At 68.1% G+C, this 16,169-nt stretch carries 18 protein-coding genes; 1 reads left to right on the top strand and 17 read right to left on the bottom strand.

Annotation, left to right across the window (positions count from 1 at the left end):
* Positions 1-4: 4 nt before the first annotated feature.
* The 6 genes from kdpB to EDF69_RS18660 all read right to left on the bottom strand — a co-directional run bounded on the left by kdpB (position 5) and on the right by EDF69_RS18660 (position 6,536).
* Positions 5-2,038, bottom strand: a complete 2,034-nt coding sequence (gene kdpB / locus EDF69_RS18685; protein WP_132883628.1) for a potassium-transporting ATPase subunit KdpB — start codon at positions 2,036-2,038, stop codon at positions 5-7.
* A gap of 14 nt (positions 2,039-2,052) precedes the next feature.
* Positions 2,053-3,756 (bottom strand): potassium-transporting ATPase subunit KdpA, encoded by a 1,704-nt coding sequence (gene kdpA / locus EDF69_RS18680; RefSeq protein ID WP_132883629.1) that lies wholly within the window; start codon positions 3,754-3,756, stop codon positions 2,053-2,055.
* A 14-nt stretch (positions 3,757-3,770) separates the two neighbouring features.
* Entirely contained in the window at positions 3,771-3,860 is a 90-nt protein-coding gene (gene kdpF, locus EDF69_RS18675; RefSeq protein ID WP_125961129.1) for a K(+)-transporting ATPase subunit F, read from the bottom strand.
* A 106-nt stretch (positions 3,861-3,966) separates the two neighbouring features.
* The gene (locus EDF69_RS18670) at positions 3,967-4,830 is read right to left on the bottom strand and encodes a TorF family putative porin (RefSeq protein ID WP_132883630.1); all 864 of its coding nucleotides are present in this window, start codon (positions 4,828-4,830) and stop codon (positions 3,967-3,969) included.
* Between the two features lie 153 nt (positions 4,831-4,983).
* Positions 4,984-5,697, bottom strand: coding sequence for a DUF4230 domain-containing protein (locus tag EDF69_RS18665; protein ID WP_132883631.1), 714 nt, complete (start codon positions 5,695-5,697; stop codon positions 4,984-4,986).
* On the bottom strand, positions 5,682-6,536 hold the full coding sequence (locus EDF69_RS18660; RefSeq protein WP_132883632.1) for an MBL fold metallo-hydrolase: 855 nt from the start codon (positions 6,534-6,536) through the stop codon (positions 5,682-5,684). Before EDF69_RS18660 ends, EDF69_RS18665 begins: the two co-directional genes overlap by 16 nt.
* A gap of 169 nt (positions 6,537-6,705) precedes the next feature.
* Between EDF69_RS18660 and EDF69_RS18655 the strand changes: the two genes are divergently transcribed.
* The gene (locus EDF69_RS18655) at positions 6,706-7,539 is read left to right on the top strand and encodes a phytanoyl-CoA dioxygenase family protein (protein WP_204991469.1); all 834 of its coding nucleotides are present in this window, start codon (positions 6,706-6,708) and stop codon (positions 7,537-7,539) included.
* Positions 7,540-7,725: 186 nt separating this feature from the next.
* On the opposite strand, the gene EDF69_RS18650 is transcribed toward EDF69_RS18655, so the two are convergent.
* The 11 genes from EDF69_RS18650 to EDF69_RS18605 form a co-directional block, all read right to left on the bottom strand.
* Positions 7,726-9,237, bottom strand: coding sequence for a M56 family metallopeptidase (locus EDF69_RS18650; protein WP_132883634.1), 1,512 nt, complete (start codon positions 9,235-9,237; stop codon positions 7,726-7,728).
* Positions 9,234-9,602, bottom strand: coding sequence for a BlaI/MecI/CopY family transcriptional regulator (locus EDF69_RS18645; RefSeq protein WP_132883635.1), 369 nt, complete (start codon positions 9,600-9,602; stop codon positions 9,234-9,236). The genes EDF69_RS18650 and EDF69_RS18645 overlap by 4 nt, the downstream gene beginning before the upstream one ends.
* A gap of 570 nt (positions 9,603-10,172) precedes the next feature.
* The gene (grxD, locus tag EDF69_RS18640) at positions 10,173-10,502 is read right to left on the bottom strand and encodes a Grx4 family monothiol glutaredoxin (RefSeq protein ID WP_132883636.1); all 330 of its coding nucleotides are present in this window, start codon (positions 10,500-10,502) and stop codon (positions 10,173-10,175) included.
* 5 nt (positions 10,503-10,507) lie between these two features.
* Positions 10,508-10,747: a BolA/IbaG family iron-sulfur metabolism protein gene (locus EDF69_RS18635; protein ID WP_132883637.1), complete on the bottom strand. Its 240-nt coding sequence runs from the start codon at positions 10,745-10,747 to the stop codon at positions 10,508-10,510.
* A gap of 3 nt (positions 10,748-10,750) precedes the next feature.
* A complete protein-coding gene (locus EDF69_RS18630; protein WP_125961138.1) occupies positions 10,751-11,074 on the bottom strand; it encodes a DUF1476 domain-containing protein in 324 nt (107 codons plus the stop codon).
* A gap of 173 nt (positions 11,075-11,247) precedes the next feature.
* Positions 11,248-11,868 carry a 3-isopropylmalate dehydratase small subunit gene (gene leuD, locus EDF69_RS18625; protein ID WP_132883638.1) on the bottom strand — a complete coding sequence of 207 codons (621 nt, stop codon included), beginning with the start codon at positions 11,866-11,868 and terminating at the stop codon, positions 11,248-11,250.
* 25 nt (positions 11,869-11,893) lie between these two features.
* Entirely contained in the window at positions 11,894-12,022 is a 129-nt protein-coding gene (locus EDF69_RS19845; protein WP_260154230.1) for a hypothetical protein, read from the bottom strand.
* Positions 12,023-12,025: 3 nt separating this feature from the next.
* Positions 12,026-13,462, bottom strand: coding sequence for a 3-isopropylmalate dehydratase large subunit (leuC, locus tag EDF69_RS18620; RefSeq protein ID WP_132883639.1), 1,437 nt, complete (start codon positions 13,460-13,462; stop codon positions 12,026-12,028).
* A gap of 158 nt (positions 13,463-13,620) precedes the next feature.
* Complete coding sequence (locus EDF69_RS18615; protein WP_132883640.1) at positions 13,621-14,256, bottom strand: CoA transferase subunit B; 636 nt, start codon at positions 14,254-14,256, stop codon at positions 13,621-13,623.
* A 4-nt stretch (positions 14,257-14,260) separates the two neighbouring features.
* The gene (locus EDF69_RS18610) at positions 14,261-15,403 is read right to left on the bottom strand and encodes an HAD family acid phosphatase (protein ID WP_239556270.1); all 1,143 of its coding nucleotides are present in this window, start codon (positions 15,401-15,403) and stop codon (positions 14,261-14,263) included.
* Positions 15,400-16,107: a CoA transferase subunit A gene (locus EDF69_RS18605; RefSeq protein ID WP_125961142.1), complete on the bottom strand. Its 708-nt coding sequence runs from the start codon at positions 16,105-16,107 to the stop codon at positions 15,400-15,402. The genes EDF69_RS18610 and EDF69_RS18605 overlap by 4 nt, the downstream gene beginning before the upstream one ends.
* Positions 16,108-16,169 lie beyond the last annotated feature (62 nt).

Here is a 16,169-nt window from a genome sequence, read left to right as displayed (position 1 = left end):
CTCCTCAGGCGAGGCCCAGGCCGTTGACGACCAGGTCGATGATCTTGATCCCGACGAAGGGGGCAAGGAGCCCGCCCAGGCCGTAGACGGCGAGATTGCGCGCGAGGAGCGGCCCGGCGGACATCGGCCGGTACGCCACGCCCTTGAGCGCCAGCGGCACCAGCAGCGGGATGATGATCGCGTTGAAGATGATCGCCGATAGGATTGCGCTCTCCGGCGTGGCGAGCCCCATGACGTTGAGGACGCCAAGCCCCGGATAGAGCGCCACGAACATCGCCGGGATGATCGCGAAATACTTCGCCACGTCGTTCGCGACCGAAAAGGTCGTGAGCGCGCCGCGCGTCATCAGCAGCTGCTTGCCGAGACCGACCACCTCGATGAGCTTGGTCGGGTCGCTGTCGAGGTCCACCATGTTGCCGGCCTCGCGCGCGGCCTGGGTGCCGGTGTTCATGGCGACGCCGACATCGGCCTGCGCGAGCGCGGGCGCGTCGTTGGTGCCGTCGCCGCACATCGCGACCAGCCGCCCGCCCTGCTGCTCCTTGCGGATCAGCGCGAGCTTGTCCTCCGGCGTCGCCTGGGCGAGGAAGTCGTCCACCCCGGCTTCAGCGGCGATCGCCGCCGCGGTCAGGGGATTGTCGCCGGTGATCATCACCGTGCGGATACCCATCGCGCGCAGTTCGCCGAAACGCTCTCGGATGCCGGCCTTCACCACGTCCTTCAGGAAGATGGCGCCCAGCAGCCGCCCGTTCTTGGCGACTGCCAGCGGCGTGCCGCCCGCGCGGGCGATCTCGTCCGTCACGCGCCGCAGCTCGGTGGCTGCGGCGGTCTCGCCGACGCCCGGATTGGCCCGGAGCACCGAATCCACCGCACCCTTTTGGATCAGCGAGTCGCCGGTCCGCACGCCCGAGATGCGGGTCTGGGCGGTGAAGGGGATCACTTCTGCCCCCGCCGGCAGCGCGGCGGTGTGGACCCCGAACTTGTCGCGGGCGAGCACCACGATCGAGCGGCCCTCGGGGGTCTCGTCGGCAAGGCTCGCGAGCAGTGCCGCTTCGGCGAGTTCGGCATCGCTGGCGCCGCCGACGGGGCGGAACTCGCTCGCCTGCCGGTCGCCGATGGTGATGGTGCCGGTCTTGTCGAGCAGCAGCACGTCGACGTCGCCAGCGGCCTCCACCGCCCGGCCCGACTTGGCGAGCACGTTGAAGCGCACCAGTCGGTCCATGCCCGCGATGCCGATCGCCGACAGCAGGGCGGCGATCGTGGTCGGGATCAGGGTGATCAGCAGGGCCGACAGGATCGCCACGGGGATGCTCCCGCCCGCATAGGTGGCGAAGCCCGGGATGGTGCCGACCGCGATCAGGAAGATAATCGTGAGGCCGACCAGCAGCAGGGTGAGCGCGATCTCGTTCGGGGTCTTCTGCCGCTCGGCGCCCTCGACCAGCGCGATCATGCGGTCGAGAAAGCCCTGGCCCGGATCCACGGTCACCCGGACGGTGACCTGGTCCGAGATCACGCGAGTACCTGCCGTCACCGCAGAGCGGTCGCCGCCTGCCTCGCGGATGACGGGCGCGCTTTCGCCCGTGATGGCCGCTTCGTTGACCGAGGCGACGCCTTCCACCACCTCGCCATCGGCCGGAATCAGGTCGTTGGTCTCGACCAGCACCAGGTCGCCGGCTCGAAGCTGGCTGGCGGGGACCTGTTCGGTGCGCCCGTTCTTGAGCCGCTTGGCGGTGAGTTCGGCCTTGGTGGCGCGCAGCGAGGCCGCCTGTGCCTTGCCGCGGCCCTCGGCCAGCGCCTCGGCGAAGGTGCCGAACAGCACGGTCAACCACAGCCACACGACGAGCTGGAGCTTGAAGCCGGTGGTGAGATCGTCCTGCCCGACGACGAGCAGGACCGTCATCAGCGCCGCGACCGCGGCGGTGACGAACATGACGGGGTTGCGGATCAGCTCTCTTGGATTGAGCTTCACGAACGACGCCTGGATCGCGGGCACGACGAGGTCGGCCGTGAACAGGCTCTTGGTCTGGCTTTTCTGGGCCATGGTGGCGCCCTCGATCAGAACAGTTGGCCGCGGATCATCGCGAGATGATCGGCGATGGGACCGAGCGCGAGGCTCGGCAGGAAGGTGAGGCCGCCGACGATCAGCACGATGCCGACGAGCAAGCCGACCCACAGGCCGCCGGTGGTCGGGAACGAGCCCGCACTTTCCGGCGTGTGCTTCTTGGCGGCGAGGCTGCCGGCGATCGCCAGCATCGGCACGATGATGAAGAAGCGGCCTACCCACATCGCGACGCCGAGCAGCCCGTTGTACCAGGGTGTATTCGCCGTCAGGCCGGCGAAGGCCGAGCCGTTGTTCGCGACAGCGCTTGTGAAGGCGTAGAGGATTTCGCTGAACCCGTGCGGTCCCTTGTTGAGCGGCCCGGCGAGACCCTGCTCCATCACGCTCGACAAGGCGGTCAGGCCCAGGATCATCAGAGGCAGGACGGCGATCGCGAGCACCGCGAGCTTCACCTCGCGGGCCTCGATCTTCTTACCGACATATTCGGGCGTGCGGCCGACCATCAGCCCGGCCACGAACACTGCGAGGATGGCGAACAGCAGGAAGCCGTAGATGCCGGCGCCGACGCCTCCGATCACGACCTCGCCCAGCTGCATGTTGAACAGCGGGATCATGCCGCCCAGCGCGGTAAAGCTGTCGTGCATCGCATTGACCGCGCCGCACGAGGCGGCGGTGGTGACGACCGCGAACAGTGCCGAGGCGGCGATGCCGAAGCGGGCCTCCTTGCCCTCCATGTTGCCGCCCGCGACGCCGAGCTGGTGGAGCACCGGATTGCCCGCCGCTTCCTGCCAGTAGGTGACGGTGACACCCGCCAGGAACAGGATCATCATCGCGGCCAGGATCGCCCAGCCCTGCCGGGTATTGCCGACCGCCTTGCCGAAGCACCAGGTCAGCCCCACGCCGATCGCGAAGATCGACAGCATCTGGACCAGGTTGGTGATCGCGGTCGGGTTCTCGAACGGATGCGCGGAGTTGGCGTTGAAGAAGCCGCCGCCATTGGTGCCCAGCATCTTGATCGCTTCCTGGCTGGCGACCGGGCCGAGCAGGATCGACTGGCGCGCGCCTTCCAGCGTGTCGATGCCGATTACGCCGGCGAGCGTCTGCGGCACGCCGCTCGCGATGTAGAACAGCGCGATCACGACGCAGAGCGGCAGCAGCAGATAGAGCGTCACGCGGGTGCAATCGGCCCAGAAATTGCCGATCGCCTTTGCCTCTCGCCGCGCGAAGCCGCGGAACAGCGCAAAGGCGAGCGCGATGCCGGTGGCCGACGACAGGAAGTTGTGGATCGTCAGCCCGAGCATCTGGCTGAGGTTCGACATGGTCGACTCCCCGCCATAGCTTTGCCAGTTGGTGTTGGTCGTGAAGCTGATCGCCGTGTTGAAGGCGAGGTGTGGAGAGAGGCCCGCCAGTCCCTGCGGATTGCCGGGCAGCACGCCCTGCAGGCGCAGCACCGCATAGGTGAACGCCATCAGCACGAAGTTGAACACCAGCATGTGCAGCGCATAGCGGCGCCAGCCCTGCTCCTGCGTGGGGTCAATGCCGGCAAGCTTGTAAAAGCCGTGCTCGACAGGTCCGAGCACGAGGTGCAGCGGGGTGCGGCGGCCTTCGTATAGCGCGAACAGCCACATGCCGATCGGCTTGGTGAGCGCCAGCAGGATGCCGACGAAGCCGAGGATCAGGATCCATCCCTGGATGGTCATGGTTCCGCCTCCTTCTAGAAGCGTTCGGGGCGGATCAGCACCGCCACCAGATAGACGAGAAGGGCAACCGCGGTCAGAGCCGCGAGCCAGAGGTCGAGCGTCATGGCGTCACCTCACGCATGGTCGCACAGTCGGGCATAGGCGAGCGTCGCCGCCAGCAGCCCGACCATGACGAGGATCCAGAGCAGGTCCTGCATCGGTCCGTCTCCTTCAGAAGGCCGCGGTCAACGAGGCCAGCACCGTGCCGCCGGCGATGTTGCCGGTGCCGTCCTGGCCCTTGCTGAAGCTCGGCCGCAGATAGCCCGCCTCGCGGCTCGAAATGTCAGTATCGATGTACGAGACGTTGAAGGTCAGGTTGCGCCAGGTCGCATCGGCGCCCAGCGACCAATCCCAATATCCGCCGGTCGGGGCGACGGCAGTGGCATTGGGGCCCAGCCCGTCCTGCCCCCAGCTGTGGCCGATGTGCGCCTTTGCGGTCACCGGAGTGCCGGCAAGGGCGACCGCCGCGTCACCCCAGAGGTAGAGATTGTCGTCCTTCGCGCCCGGATGATCGTAGAGCCCTGCTGCCGCGGCCGCGCCGTCGTCGTACCATTTGCCGATCGCCTGCTGCTTGGGCGCATAGGCGGCGCCCGCCGTCAGGGTCGCCGGGCCGGTGGTGCCGGTCAGCTTGACATAAGGCTCGGCGAAGTCGGTCTCGTCGGCGCCGCCTGGATACAGGTACCAGGTGAGCCCTACGTCCAGCGTTGCGCTGTCGGAAAGCTGCGCCTTGTAGCCGCCGATCAGGTCGAGCTCCATGTTGGCGCCGCCGAAGGTGCCCCAACCGGCGAGGTTCGAACCCCAAAGCCCGACGTAGAGGCCGCTGTCGTGGCCCACGGTGATGCCACCCTGCACCGCCAGTTCCTGGTCCGTTTGCGACACGCCGCGGAAGCGATAGTCCGAGGCGATCGCCGCCGAACCGCTGACGGTGACAGACGGTGTCGTTCCGGGCGCTTCCGTGCTCCCGCCCGACTGGGCCTGAGCAGCGCACGGCAGCGTAAGAAGGGCCACGACGGCGACCCGGCGAAAATAGTTCATGCATGCCCCCAAGGGTGTGGCGACCGCCGACAGCCGGGGCGCCAAGGCCGTGGGGATTAGGTCCGCGCCGCGTAGGAATTCGAGATCGATTCCCCGCTTTCGCATAGTGCGCGCATATAGCTGCGCGCGATGGCCGGGCAGCGCCGGAGGGGGTCAGCGGCGGTTGGCGAGCACCTCATCGATTGGAGCGGTCACGTCCCAGCGCTCGGGATCCTTCGAGCGGCGTTCATTGGGGAAGGTCACCAGCACGCGCGCGTCGCCATAGCCCATGCTCTCGAGCGGCGCACCGAGCAGGCGGCCGAGCGCGGCGCGGGCCTTTTCGCGGGCCTGGGCCATCCGCTCGGGCGAGCGGGCCTCGGCTCCGGCCTTGCTCTGGGCGGCTTGGGAGGTGCGGCGGGCGAGGTTCTCGCCGGCCGCGCGGGTGACGAACACACCCTGGGTCCGCACCAGGGTGCGCTGCGACTCGTCGACGTTGGCCTTGGCGACGGTGACGTCGGGTGCGTCCACGATCAGCGTGCGGGTCGCCTCGGACCACTGGATGTCACCGGAGCCGATCCGCGACACATCCACGAAATAGTCGACCGAGAACGGCACCTTGATGACCTGGTTCGACTTCAGCATGCCATAGCCCCGCACGTCGGTGGCGGTGCTTTGAAGCGTGCCGGAGAGTTCGGCGACCTTCAGGCTGGAGGCGCCAGACAGGCGTGCGGTGATGAGACGGGTGACGGCGGTGCCGTCCTCCTCCTGCGTCACGACATAATTCTCGGTGTAGCGCTGGTAGACCAGCACTGCACCAAGCGTCACCGCCGCGCCGATCAGCAGCGCCACCAGCGTGCGCACTACGCCCGGCCTCAGCTGCGTCGCCATTCGCCTGCCTCCACCGCCAGCCCGCGACCTTTCAAGTCGAGCAGATGCGCGAGAACCGAGCGTTCCGCCGCCGGCAGCAGCTTCGCGTCGAGCCCGACATACATGCGCGCCACCATCGCCGGCACCGCGCCGATGCCCTCGCCCAGCAGGCGCAGGATCTGGCCCTCGCGTGCCCTGCGGTGGCCGAGCAGGCCGCGGACGAAGCGCTGCGGGTTCTCCACCGCCTCGCCGTGCCCTGGGTAGTAGATGCGGTCCGAGCGTCCCATCAGCTTCTCGAGGCTCGCCATATAGGCGGCCATGTCGCCATCCGGCGGCGAGACGATGGTCGTCGACCAGCCCATGACATGGTCGCCGCTGAACAGGGCGCCGCTTTCCGGAAGTGCGAAGGCGAGATGGTTGGAGGTGTGGCCGGGCGTCTCGACCGCGAGCAACGACCAGCCGGTACCCGACACTCCCTCCCCTTCCGCCAACACCCTGTCGGGGGCATAGGTCGTATCGAAAGCGGCATCGGCGCGCGGGCCGGCATCGTCCATCGTCAGCGGCCCGCAGCCAACGATCGGTGCGCCGGTACGATCGGCAAGCGCCCGCGCGCCGGGGCTATGGTCGCGATGGGTATGGGTGCACAGGACCGCGACGAGCCGTCGGGTGCCGACGGCGGCCAGCAACGCATCGAGGTGCGAAGCGTCGACAGGCCCGGGATCGATCACGGCGGCGTCCGTCGTTCCGCCCACCACATAGCTCTGCGTGCCGGTGTAGGTATAGGGAGAAGCGTTGGGGGCGAGGACGCGCAGCACCAGGGGTTCCAGCGCGATCGGAATACCCGTTGGGGGATGCATCATCGCTTCGACATGGCCACTCGGGCCCGGCAGCACAAGCTTCGTGCGGATCTCGGCCGGGATGGCGTCACCCGCAACGAGACGAATCCGTTTCTGACCCATCTCGGGTGGGCGGGGGGTACGCCTGCGCCTAGCCTTGCGCCCTGTTCTTCGCCCAGGAGCTGCGATGGTGTTGCCTAGTCCGCCCCGGCGCTCCGACAGCATCGCCCTCGATGAGGACGCCTTCCGAGCGACGGCCGTGGCGCTCAGGCGCGACGGCTTTGCCGCCGTCCCGGGCTTGTTCTCCCGCGACGAGGTGCGCGAGGTGGAGCGCCTGCTCGACCGGGCCCTCTTGGAGGCGGAGCATACCCCCGCCGCACTGCCATTTCTGGTGCGGTATCCCCGAAGAGGCGAGCCCGCGGAGGATGCAGGATCCGGCCGGGGATTGGGCGGATGGGACCAGATCGAGCTGAACCATGCCGCCGCCTTGGTCCCGGCGCTATTGGAGACGGCGGTGTTCCGGGGCTGCACGGCATTGGCGTGCACGCTGGCGGGGCGGGTCTCCCGATCCTTCGATCACGTGATCTACAAGGGCGCGCGCAACCATACGGCGACGCCCTGGCACCAGGACGCCGCCTTTGCGCTGTGGCGCGCATCGCGTCCCCGGCAGCTGCACTTCTGGATCCCCCTGCAAGACGTGACGCCGGAAAGCGGTTGCATGACCTTCCTTGCAGGAAGCCACCTGGGGCCGCTGGTCCGCCACCGCAGGGTGCTTCGCTCGTCCGGGCAGCCGGGTCAGGAGGCCACGCCCGACCCCGCGGGCAGCATCTCCTGTGCCTTGCCGGTCGGCGGCCTGACGATCCACACGCCGACGACCCTGCATCGCGCCGGCCGCAACGAAAGCCCGCTTCCGCGCAAGGCGTGGATCATCCAGTACGGGCCGCTTGGCAGCGCCAGGCTCGCCGTGAAACGACTGGCGGGCGCGCTCCCAGTGCCACTGACAGGGGAGAGCACCCGCCTGGAATAGACCCGTGGTCGCTGCCCTGCGTCGGGACTGGATCGCCGCTCATGCCTTCGCGGCGAGGATCAAGCGACGCCCGCCGCTGCTGAGGCGACGGGTGCCGGTACGCCGCGCGAATTCATGCGTACCGGGTCCCTGGTCGCCTCCCGGTCTGCGCGCCAGCTCCGCAGTCCCGTCGCTGGGCGTTGAAGGTCAGTCGGCGTCTGGGTGGGCGATCTGGTGCTCCAACTCCGCAATGCTCTCGTCGATATCGGCGAGCGCTTCTCTGCGGTCTTCCCCCGATAGGCTGGGATTGCTGGCAAGGGTGGCGCGGGTGCCGCGTAGCCCCACCAGCGCGCTGGTGAGTGCCGTGCGCTGGATCGCGGCGACGTCGATGCTGGCCGCGGTTTGAGCGGAGGCGGCCGCGGCGCTGGCCTGTGCCGCGCTTGCCGTGGCGGCCTGTACCGTGGCGTTGATGCGGTCGCTGCACACCACCATCACCGTGTGATCGCCCTGACGACGATTGATCACATAGGCGCCGGGCTGCCCCTCGCTGCCGCAATTCTCCTGCGTCACCGGCTCGTCCATGTGGACACCCCGGAGGGCGGTCACGACGATGGGCGCTTGCGGGGGAACGGGCGCTGCGGGCGGGGCCGGAGGCATCGGCGCACCTGGGGCGCCAGCCGGTGCAGCGGGGGCTGGCGGCGCGGCCGGGACCACCGTCTGGAGGAGGTGCGGCGCGGGAAGCTCGATGCGGGTGATGTCGATTCCCGTCGTATGGCTCACGCGGGTGCGCAGCGTCTCTGCGGCGTGGGTCCCCGAGGCGGTGAGACCCAGCGCGCCCATCGCGACGCCGGCGATCCCAACGGAGCCTGCCACGCGACGGAACGGCGAAACGCTGCGGTGCTTGGACAACATCTTCAGTCTCCCCTTGATCTCGTTGACGGTGTGGAGGTGGCAGGCAGCCGAGACGGCGCCGCCGTGCGCAGACTTCACGATCGCGCGACCATAGGCGTAGCGGACGCCTGGGCGGGCGCGGGCGAGGACCATCGCATCGCAGGCCATCTCCTGGTCGGCGCGAAAGGCACGAAAGGCGCGCCAGGCGATCGGATTGAACCAGTGGCAGGCGAGCACCGCGAGCGCGATCCAGTTCGCCAGCAGGTCACCGCGGGCGTGGTGGCCCAGCTCATGCGCAAGCGCGAGCGTGCGCTCCTGGTCGTCGTAGCGTTCGGCGAAGTCGCGGGGGAAAGCGACGTAGCGGCGCCACACGCCGAAGGCGAGCGGGCCCGAGGCGGCGTCCGTCTCGAATACCCGCACCTTGCCCTGTGCGACGTCATAGCCGCGCCCGGAGGCGAGCACGCGTCGGCAGAACTGGGCATGGCGCACGACGTGCCAGCAGAAGAAGAAGGCAGCCCCGGCGAACCAGAACAGCACGGCCAGGCCCGGCACATCTGCCATGCCCCAGCCCTGCGGCACTGCGGGGATCGTCGCCACCGGCTGCATCAGCATCAGGGTTCCCGGCGGGATCGGCGCGCCGATGGGGCTGGTCTCCACCAGTCGCAATGGGGAAGGCAGCGGTGGCAGGGCCATGCGGAGCGCGGGCAACAGCCACAGCGCATAGGCGACACTCGGGCCAAAGGCGCGGCGGGTGGGCGCGCGCAGCGCCAGCACCAGCAGCATCAGCAACGTCGACGCGATCAGCGTCTCTACCGCCCATCCAATCATTGCTTGAGCTCCTTGAGTAAGGACTCGATCTCCTCGATTTCGCGGCTGCTGAGCTGATCGCGACGCGCGAGGTGCGCCACCAGGGGCGTAAGGCTGCCGCCGAACAGACGGTCGATCAGCCGCTGCGACTCACCCACCACATAGTCCTCGCGGGCCACGAGCGGTCGGTAGCGATAGCGGCGACCGTCCTCTTCGTGCGCGACGGCTTCCTTCGCGAGCAGGCGGCCGAGGAGCGTCTTCACGGTGTTCGCGCTCCAGGCGCGACCTTCCGGCACGCGTTCGACCACCTCCTGAGCGGTGAGCGGGCTTTCGTCCCACAGCACCTCCATCACGACATGTTCGGCATCACTGATCCGTTCGGGCATTACGCGACTCCTGACTACGCATGTAGTCTGCCCATTTACACCTGTAGTCAATAGGGGCGGGATCGCTCCGGCGGATCGTGCGTTTAGGCGCGGGTGAGAGAGACGAGCCGCCATCCGCGGCGTCGGTCCTCTTTACAGACGTGCTCGCGCAGCGAGCGCCATTAACCCTCGCCTTCCGCGGATCTGCGCGGGTTCAGCGCGTCTGGCACGCCGCCTGCATGTTCTTGATCGTACCGCGCGATCGCGCGCTTCAACGGGCGAGCCGGCGCACTCCACTGGCGTCGGTTCGCCCACCCGGTACCTCTTCCTGCAGGACTGAAGGAAAGACCCAGGGGAGGACGCCGCGTCTCGCGTCGGTGTTCGCAGCGGTGCGCGCGGGTTCGAGAGGTCACAGGCCGGCGAGTGTGAATGCCCCGCGTCGACACCAGTTATCGTGAAACGGGGGGCGTCATCACCGACGCCAGGGGCCGACAGGTGCTGCTTCGACAACAAGTCCGCGATTGCGCGGAAGCGGCCGAGCGCGTGTGGCCACGACGCCCGCTTCCCCTTGGAAGCGAGCGTCGCATATTGTCAGGCGGCGGTCGGCTGTTCGCCGCCGAAGAGCTGGGCGAGTTCGCCGCTCTCGTACATTTCCATCATGATGTCGGAACCGCCGACGAACTCCCCACGCACGTAGAGCTGCGGGATCGTCGGCCAGTCGGAATAGGCCTTGATGCCTTGGCGGATGCCCTGATCCTGCAAGACGTCGACGCTCTCGAACTCGACCCCAAGGTGGTTGAGGATCGCGACGGCGCGGCTGGAGAAGCCGCACTGCGGGAACAGCGGGCTGCCCTTCATGAACAGCACCACGTCATTGCCCTTCACGAGCTGGTCGATGCGGGCGTTGGTGTCTTCGCTCATTTCTCTTACTCCTGTACGGGCACGCCCGTAGTCAATTGCAGGGCGTGCAGCACGCCCCCCATGCGACCACCAAGCGCGGCATAGACGGCCTGATGCTGGCGCACGCGCGGGATTCCGCGAAAGCTCTCGGAGACGACGCGCGCGGCGTAGTGATCGCCGTCGCCGGCGAGATCGGTGATCTCGACCACCGCATCGGGAATGCCGGCGCGGATCAGCGCCTCGATGTCAGCCGCAGCCATCGCCATGGATCAGCGCGCCTCGATCAACTGGCGGCGTGCTTCGACGGTCAGTTCGTCGAGCGCCTTGCGCACGGTCGCCTCGTCGGTCGCGACGCCGGCGGCCGTCAGATCGCCCACCAGCTTGCGGATCACGTCCCCGTCACCGGCTTCCTCAAAATCGGCCTGCACGACCGCCTTGGCGTAGGCGTCGGTCTCTTCGGGCGTCAGCTTCATCTTCGCGGCCGCCCACTGCCCGAGCAGGCGATTGCGACGCGCGGTCACGCGGAAGGTCATTTCCTCGTCGCGTGCGAATTTGGATTCGAACGCGCGCTCGCGGTCGTCGAAGGTCGTCATGCTGGTCCCCTAATCTATTGCTCCGCAGATAGGATGCAGGCCGCGGCAAGGCAACGGGCGGGTTCACCTGCACCCCCGCGCGGCCGGGATCGGGTTCGGCAGAGCCAGGGCCGCTCTATTCGGAACTCGTGCTCCTGCTTTCGCATGAGCACCGCGGTTGCCAGGGTCGAAAGCTAAGCCGCAGCAGCGCGCCCTGGCGCGTTGCTCGCCATGGCGCTGAGCCAGGGACGCGCCTGCGCCACATTGCCTTCGTAGCCGGCGATCGCTTCGTCCCGCGCCAGGGTGATGCCGATCTCGTCCACGCCCTGCATCAGGCAGTCGCGGCGGAACGGGTCCATATCGAAGGGGAAACGGTCCTGGAAGGGCGTGGTGACGGTCATCGTTTCCAGGTCGACGGTGACGAGATTGTCACGCGCAACCTCGACCAGCCGATCGATCGCCTCCTGTGGCAGCACGACGGCGACGATGCCGTTCTTGAACGCATTGCCCGAGAAGATGTCGGAGAAGCTCGGCGCGATCACCGCCTTCACGCCCATGTCGCCGAGCGCCCAGGCAGCGTGTTCGCGGCTGGAGCCGCAACCGAAGTTCTCGCCCGCAATCAACAGCGGCGCGCCTGCATAGCGCGGATCATCGAAGACATTGCCGGGTTCGGCGCGCACGGACTCGAACGCGCCCTGCCCGAGCCCCTCCCGCGTGGTGGTCTTCAGCCAGCGCGCCGGGATGATGATGTCGGTGTCGATGTTCTTCGCGCCCCAGGGGTAGGCGCGCCCTTCGACGCGGGTAACGGGTTCCATGGTAAGCCTTCGTCCGGACCGCGGATCAGCGCGTCGCGGCGTTGCCCGAGGGGGCGGCGCGCTTCGAGGGCGAACGCTCGGCGCTCGCGGCATAGGCGGCGGCGAGGCCGCTCAGGATCGCGCCAGCCACCAGCGCCAACAATGCTCGCTTCATCCGTTATTTCCCCATCAAGCTTCGTACATCGGTCAAGCGTCCCGTCACCGCCGCCGCCGCCGCCATTACTGGCGATACCAGATGCGTACGCGCGCCGGGCCCCTGTCGTCCCACAAAATTGCGGTTGGACGTGGAGGCACAACGCTCGCCGGCCGGTACCCGATCCGGATTCATACCCAGGCACATCGAACAGCCGGGCTCGCGCCACTCGAATCCAGCCTCGGTGAAAACCCTGTCGAGCCCCTCGGCCTCCGCCTGGCGCTTGACCAGGCCCGATCCGGGTACGACCAACGCCTGCCGCACACCGGCTGCGATCCGGCGGCCGCGCAGCACTTCGGCCGCGGCGCGCAGGTCTTCGATGCGGCTGTTGGTGCAGCTGCCGATGAAGATGTTCTCGACCGGGATGTCCTCCATCCGCGTGCCGGGTTCGAGGCCCATATAGTCGAGCGACTTCCTCGCCGCCGTGCGCTTGGCCGGATCTGCGAAGCTGTCGGGATCGGGCACGGCGCCGGTGATCGAGACCACGTCCTCCGGGCTCGTTCCCCAGGTGAGCGAGGGCGAGATGTCGGCCGCGTCAATGACGACCGTCACGTCGTACCGGGCACCGGGATCGGTCGCGAGGCTGCGCCAATAGGCGACGGCCTTGTCCCAATCGGCACCCGTGGGGGCCATCGGCCTCCCCTGAAGATAGGCCAAGGTCTTGTCGTCCGGCGCGATCAGGCCGGAGCGTGCCCCCGCCTCGATCGACATGTTGGCGACCGTCAGGCGACCCTCGATGGACATGTCGCGAATGACGCTGCCGGTATATTCGAGAACGTAGCCGGTGCCGCCCGCGGCCCCCAACCGGCCGACGATCGCGAGCGCCACGTCCTTGGGTCCCACGCCGAAGCCGAGCGTGCCTTCGACGCGCACTTCCATCGTCTTCGACTGTTTCAGCAGCAGCGTCTGGGTCGCGAGCACGTGCTCGACCTCGCTGGTGCCGATGCCGAAGGCGAGCGCGCCGAGCGCCCCGTGCGCCGAGGTATGGCTGTCACCGCACACCAGCGTCGTGCCCGGCAGCGTGAAACCCTGTTCCGGGCCAACGACATGGACGATGCCCTGTTCGGCGGCGACCGCGTCGATGTAGCGAATGCCGAACTCGGGAGCGTTGCGCTCCAGGGCGGCAAGCTGGCTCGCCCCGGCGGGGTCGGCGATCGGCAGGCGGTTGCCGTCCGCGTCCACGCGCGCGGTGGTGGGCAGGTTGTGGTCCGGCACCGCGAGGGTGAGATCGGGACGGCGCACCGGGCGCCCTGCGGCCCGCAGCCCCGCGAATGCCTGCGGGCTCGTCACTTCATGAACGAGGTGGCGGTCGATGTAAATCAGGCAGGTGCCGTCGTCGCGGCGCTCCACGACGTGATCGGCCCAGATCTTTTCGTACAGGGTGAGAGGACGACTAGCCATGCGGGGCGAGTAGCGCTTTCTTGCGCGAACGCAAGGGTTTCAGCAAGGATCGTGCCGTGACGCGCGGTTTGTTCCCGGCAGGACGGGAAGTACCGGAACCGCATCGCGGGCGGGTGCGAGCTTCGGCGGGCACGCACCCCCGCAGCCGGAATTAAGCGCTACCCCTCGTAGGCGGCGGTGGTCTTCGTCCGCACTTCCTCCGCCGTCACGCCAGGAGCGCATTCGATCAGGCGGAATGGGCTCTGGTGGTCTGGGCGCTGAAAGACGGCCAGGTCGGTGATGATCATGTCGACCACGTTCTTGCCGGTGAGCGGCAGGGTACAGGCCGGGATGAACTTGGGATCGCCGTTCTTGGACGTGTGCTCCATGACGACGATGATCTTCTTCACGCCGGCGACCAGATCCATGGCACCACCCATGCCCTTGATCATCTTGCCCGGGATCATCCAGTTGGCGATGTCGCCGTCCTGGCTGACCTCCATCGCGCCCAGCACCGTCAGGTCGATGTGGCCGCCGCGGATCATCGCGAAGCTCTGGTCCGAGCCAAAATAGGCCGACTGCGGCAGTTCGGAGATGGTCTGCTTGCCGGCGTTGATGAGGTCGGGATCCTCCTCCCCCGCATAGGGGAACGGGCCGATGCCGAGCATCCCGTTTTCGGACTGGAGGGTGACCTCCACCCCTTCGGGAATGTGATTGGCCACCAGCGTCGGGATGCCGATGCCGAGGTTCACGTAGAAGCCGTCTTGCAGCTCGCGGGCGGCGCGGGCGGCCATCTCGTCGCGGGTCCAGGGCATGGGGCTACTCCTTGGGGGTGGCGGCGGGGACGCCGGCTGCTGCAGCGGCACCGGGATCGGTCCAGCGGCGATTGGCGGGAAACACGTCGGCGATCCCGCCCTTCAGCCCCGTGCCATAGACGGGATTGGGGAGCATGAACCAGCCTGCACCCCATAGCGGCTCGATCTGCACGCCGTCGGCAGCGGCACGACGAGCCGCCGGCGTCATGCCGGGGCCGGAGAACAGGTCGCTGAAGTCGCCGAGCTGGTCGCCGACCAGCGCCACCACGCAATGGGTTTCCGCCACCTGAGCCCGGCGCGCATCCTTGCCGCTGCCCGCGCCCTCTTCCTTCAGGAGCAGCGTCTCGCCCGGAACCGCCTTGCCGAGCCCTGCCCCTTCCAGCGCGCGCGCGGTTGCGGGTGCATTGGCGGCGGTGCGATTGGAGATGTAGACGACTGCGACGCCCGCCCTGCGCGCAGCGCTGATCGCCTCGACCGCGCCGGGCACCGGATCGACCTTGCCGGCGCCGGTCGCTTCCCAGCGGCGCCAGCGCGCGTCGTCGTACGAAAGGCCGCGCGCCGCCTCATCGGCTTCGTAGCCGAGGTTGAGGAGCACGGTCTCGTCAATGTCGAGCACGATCGCCAGCGGCTTGGCACCGCATTCGACGAAATGCGGGCTGGCAAGCGAGGATCCCGGAGCGAGCACCACCGACGCGACTTCGATGCCGGCCTGGCGATAGTCGGCGCTTGCGCGGACGTGCTGGGCAAGAGCGCGATAGGCCTGGGATGAAAGCGCCGCCGCCTCGCCCGAGCCATAGAGATACTGCATGCCGGCGGGGACAGCGCCTGCGGCTGCCATGGCGGGCCGGGTGGGCGCCCCCGTCGCCTGAAGCGCGGGGGGAATAGCTTCCTCCTCCGCCTGTTCGCGGCGCTTGGCTTCGCGCTTCGCCTGACGGCGCTGTTCGCGCTCCAGCTCGCGCGCCTGTTTGCGGGCAGCCTTTTCGGCGTCCTCCGCCTTCTCGTCCTCGCCGCCGCCGGGAAAGACGACGTTCTTGCCGATCACGGCGGCAGCACCGACCGGCACGGCCGCCACACAGCCTGGCAGCAGCAGCGCGGTCGCCGAAATGCCCGCAAAGGCGAGCCGCTGCCCAGTCCGTAACGTCATCATGCCGCGGGACGCTCCCGCACGGTGCGGAACTCGATCTTCTTGTCGTAGGGCGCGCCCACGATCATGCGCTTCACATAGATGCCGGGCAGGTGGATGCCGTCGGGATCGAGGCTGCCGACCGGCACCACTTCCTCGACCTCGGCGACGCAGATGCGACCCGCGGTCGCCATCGGCTGGTTGAAGTTGCGCGCCGTCTTGCGAAACACGAGGTTGCCGGCCTCGTCGGCCTTCCACCCCTTGATGATCGACAGGTCGGCGCGGATGCCGCGCTCGAGGATATACTCCTCGCCGTCGAAGACCTTTACTTCCTTGCCCTCGGCCACCTGCGTGCCTACGCCGGTCTTGGTGTAGAAGCCGGGAATGCCCGCTCCACCCGCGCGGCAGCGCTCGGCAAGTGTACCCTGGGGGCAGAACTCGACCTCAAGCTCGCCGGACAGATACTGGCGCTCGAACTCCTTGTTCTCGCCCACATAGGAGGAGATCATCTTCTTCACCTGGCGCGAGCGCAACAGCTTGCCCAGCCCCACGCCATCGATGCCGGCATTGTTGCTGGCGATCGTCAGGCCGGAGACGCCCGAAGCCTCGATCGCGTCGATCAGCCGTTCCGGAATCCCGCACAGGCCGAAGCCGCCCGCACAGATCAGCATGTCGTCGCGCAGCAGTCCGTCGAGCGCCGAGGCAGCATCGGGGTAGAGCTTGTTCATCGGCACCTCTCTTCCGTGCGGTCGATAGGTCGAGCCGGGCGGCACGGTCAAGCGCACCCCGC

This window comes from Sphingomonas sp. JUb134 (assembly GCF_004341505.2).
Taxonomy (GTDB): Bacteria; Pseudomonadota; Alphaproteobacteria; order Sphingomonadales; family Sphingomonadaceae; genus Sphingomonas.
This window is presented reverse-complemented; position numbering and strand designations above follow the sequence as displayed.

Coding starts and splice junctions, on each gene's coding strand:
- kdpB (WP_132883628.1), bottom strand. CDS start 2,038: ATGGCCCAGAAAAGCCAGACCAAGAGCCTGTTCACGGCCGACCTCGTC.
- kdpA (WP_132883629.1), bottom strand. CDS start 3,756: ATGACCATCCAGGGATGGATCCTGATCCTCGGCTTCGTCGGCATCCTG.
- kdpF (WP_125961129.1), bottom strand. CDS start 3,860: ATGACGCTCGACCTCTGGCTCGCGGCTCTGACCGCGGTTGCCCTTCTC.
- EDF69_RS18670 (WP_132883630.1), bottom strand. CDS start 4,830: ATGAACTATTTTCGCCGGGTCGCCGTCGTGGCCCTTCTTACGCTGCCG.
- EDF69_RS18665 (WP_132883631.1), bottom strand. CDS start 5,697: ATGGCGACGCAGCTGAGGCCGGGCGTAGTGCGCACGCTGGTGGCGCTG.
- EDF69_RS18660 (WP_132883632.1), bottom strand. CDS start 6,536: ATGATGCATCCCCCAACGGGTATTCCGATCGCGCTGGAACCCCTGGTG.
- EDF69_RS18650 (WP_132883634.1), bottom strand. CDS start 9,237: ATGATTGGATGGGCGGTAGAGACGCTGATCGCGTCGACGTTGCTGATG.
- EDF69_RS18645 (WP_132883635.1), bottom strand. CDS start 9,602: ATGCCCGAACGGATCAGTGATGCCGAACATGTCGTGATGGAGGTGCTG.
- grxD (WP_132883636.1), bottom strand. CDS start 10,502: ATGAGCGAAGACACCAACGCCCGCATCGACCAGCTCGTGAAGGGCAAT.
- EDF69_RS18635 (WP_132883637.1), bottom strand. CDS start 10,747: ATGGCGATGGCTGCGGCTGACATCGAGGCGCTGATCCGCGCCGGCATT.
- EDF69_RS18630 (WP_125961138.1), bottom strand. CDS start 11,074: ATGACGACCTTCGACGACCGCGAGCGCGCGTTCGAATCCAAATTCGCA.
- leuD (WP_132883638.1), bottom strand. CDS start 11,868: ATGGAACCCGTTACCCGCGTCGAAGGGCGCGCCTACCCCTGGGGCGCG.
- EDF69_RS19845 (WP_260154230.1), bottom strand. CDS start 12,022: ATGAAGCGAGCATTGTTGGCGCTGGTGGCTGGCGCGATCCTGAGCGGC.
- leuC (WP_132883639.1), bottom strand. CDS start 13,462: ATGGCTAGTCGTCCTCTCACCCTGTACGAAAAGATCTGGGCCGATCAC.
- EDF69_RS18615 (WP_132883640.1), bottom strand. CDS start 14,256: ATGCCCTGGACCCGCGACGAGATGGCCGCCCGCGCCGCCCGCGAGCTG.
- EDF69_RS18610 (WP_239556270.1), bottom strand. CDS start 15,403: ATGATGACGTTACGGACTGGGCAGCGGCTCGCCTTTGCGGGCATTTCG.
- EDF69_RS18605 (WP_125961142.1), bottom strand. CDS start 16,107: ATGAACAAGCTCTACCCCGATGCTGCCTCGGCGCTCGACGGACTGCTG.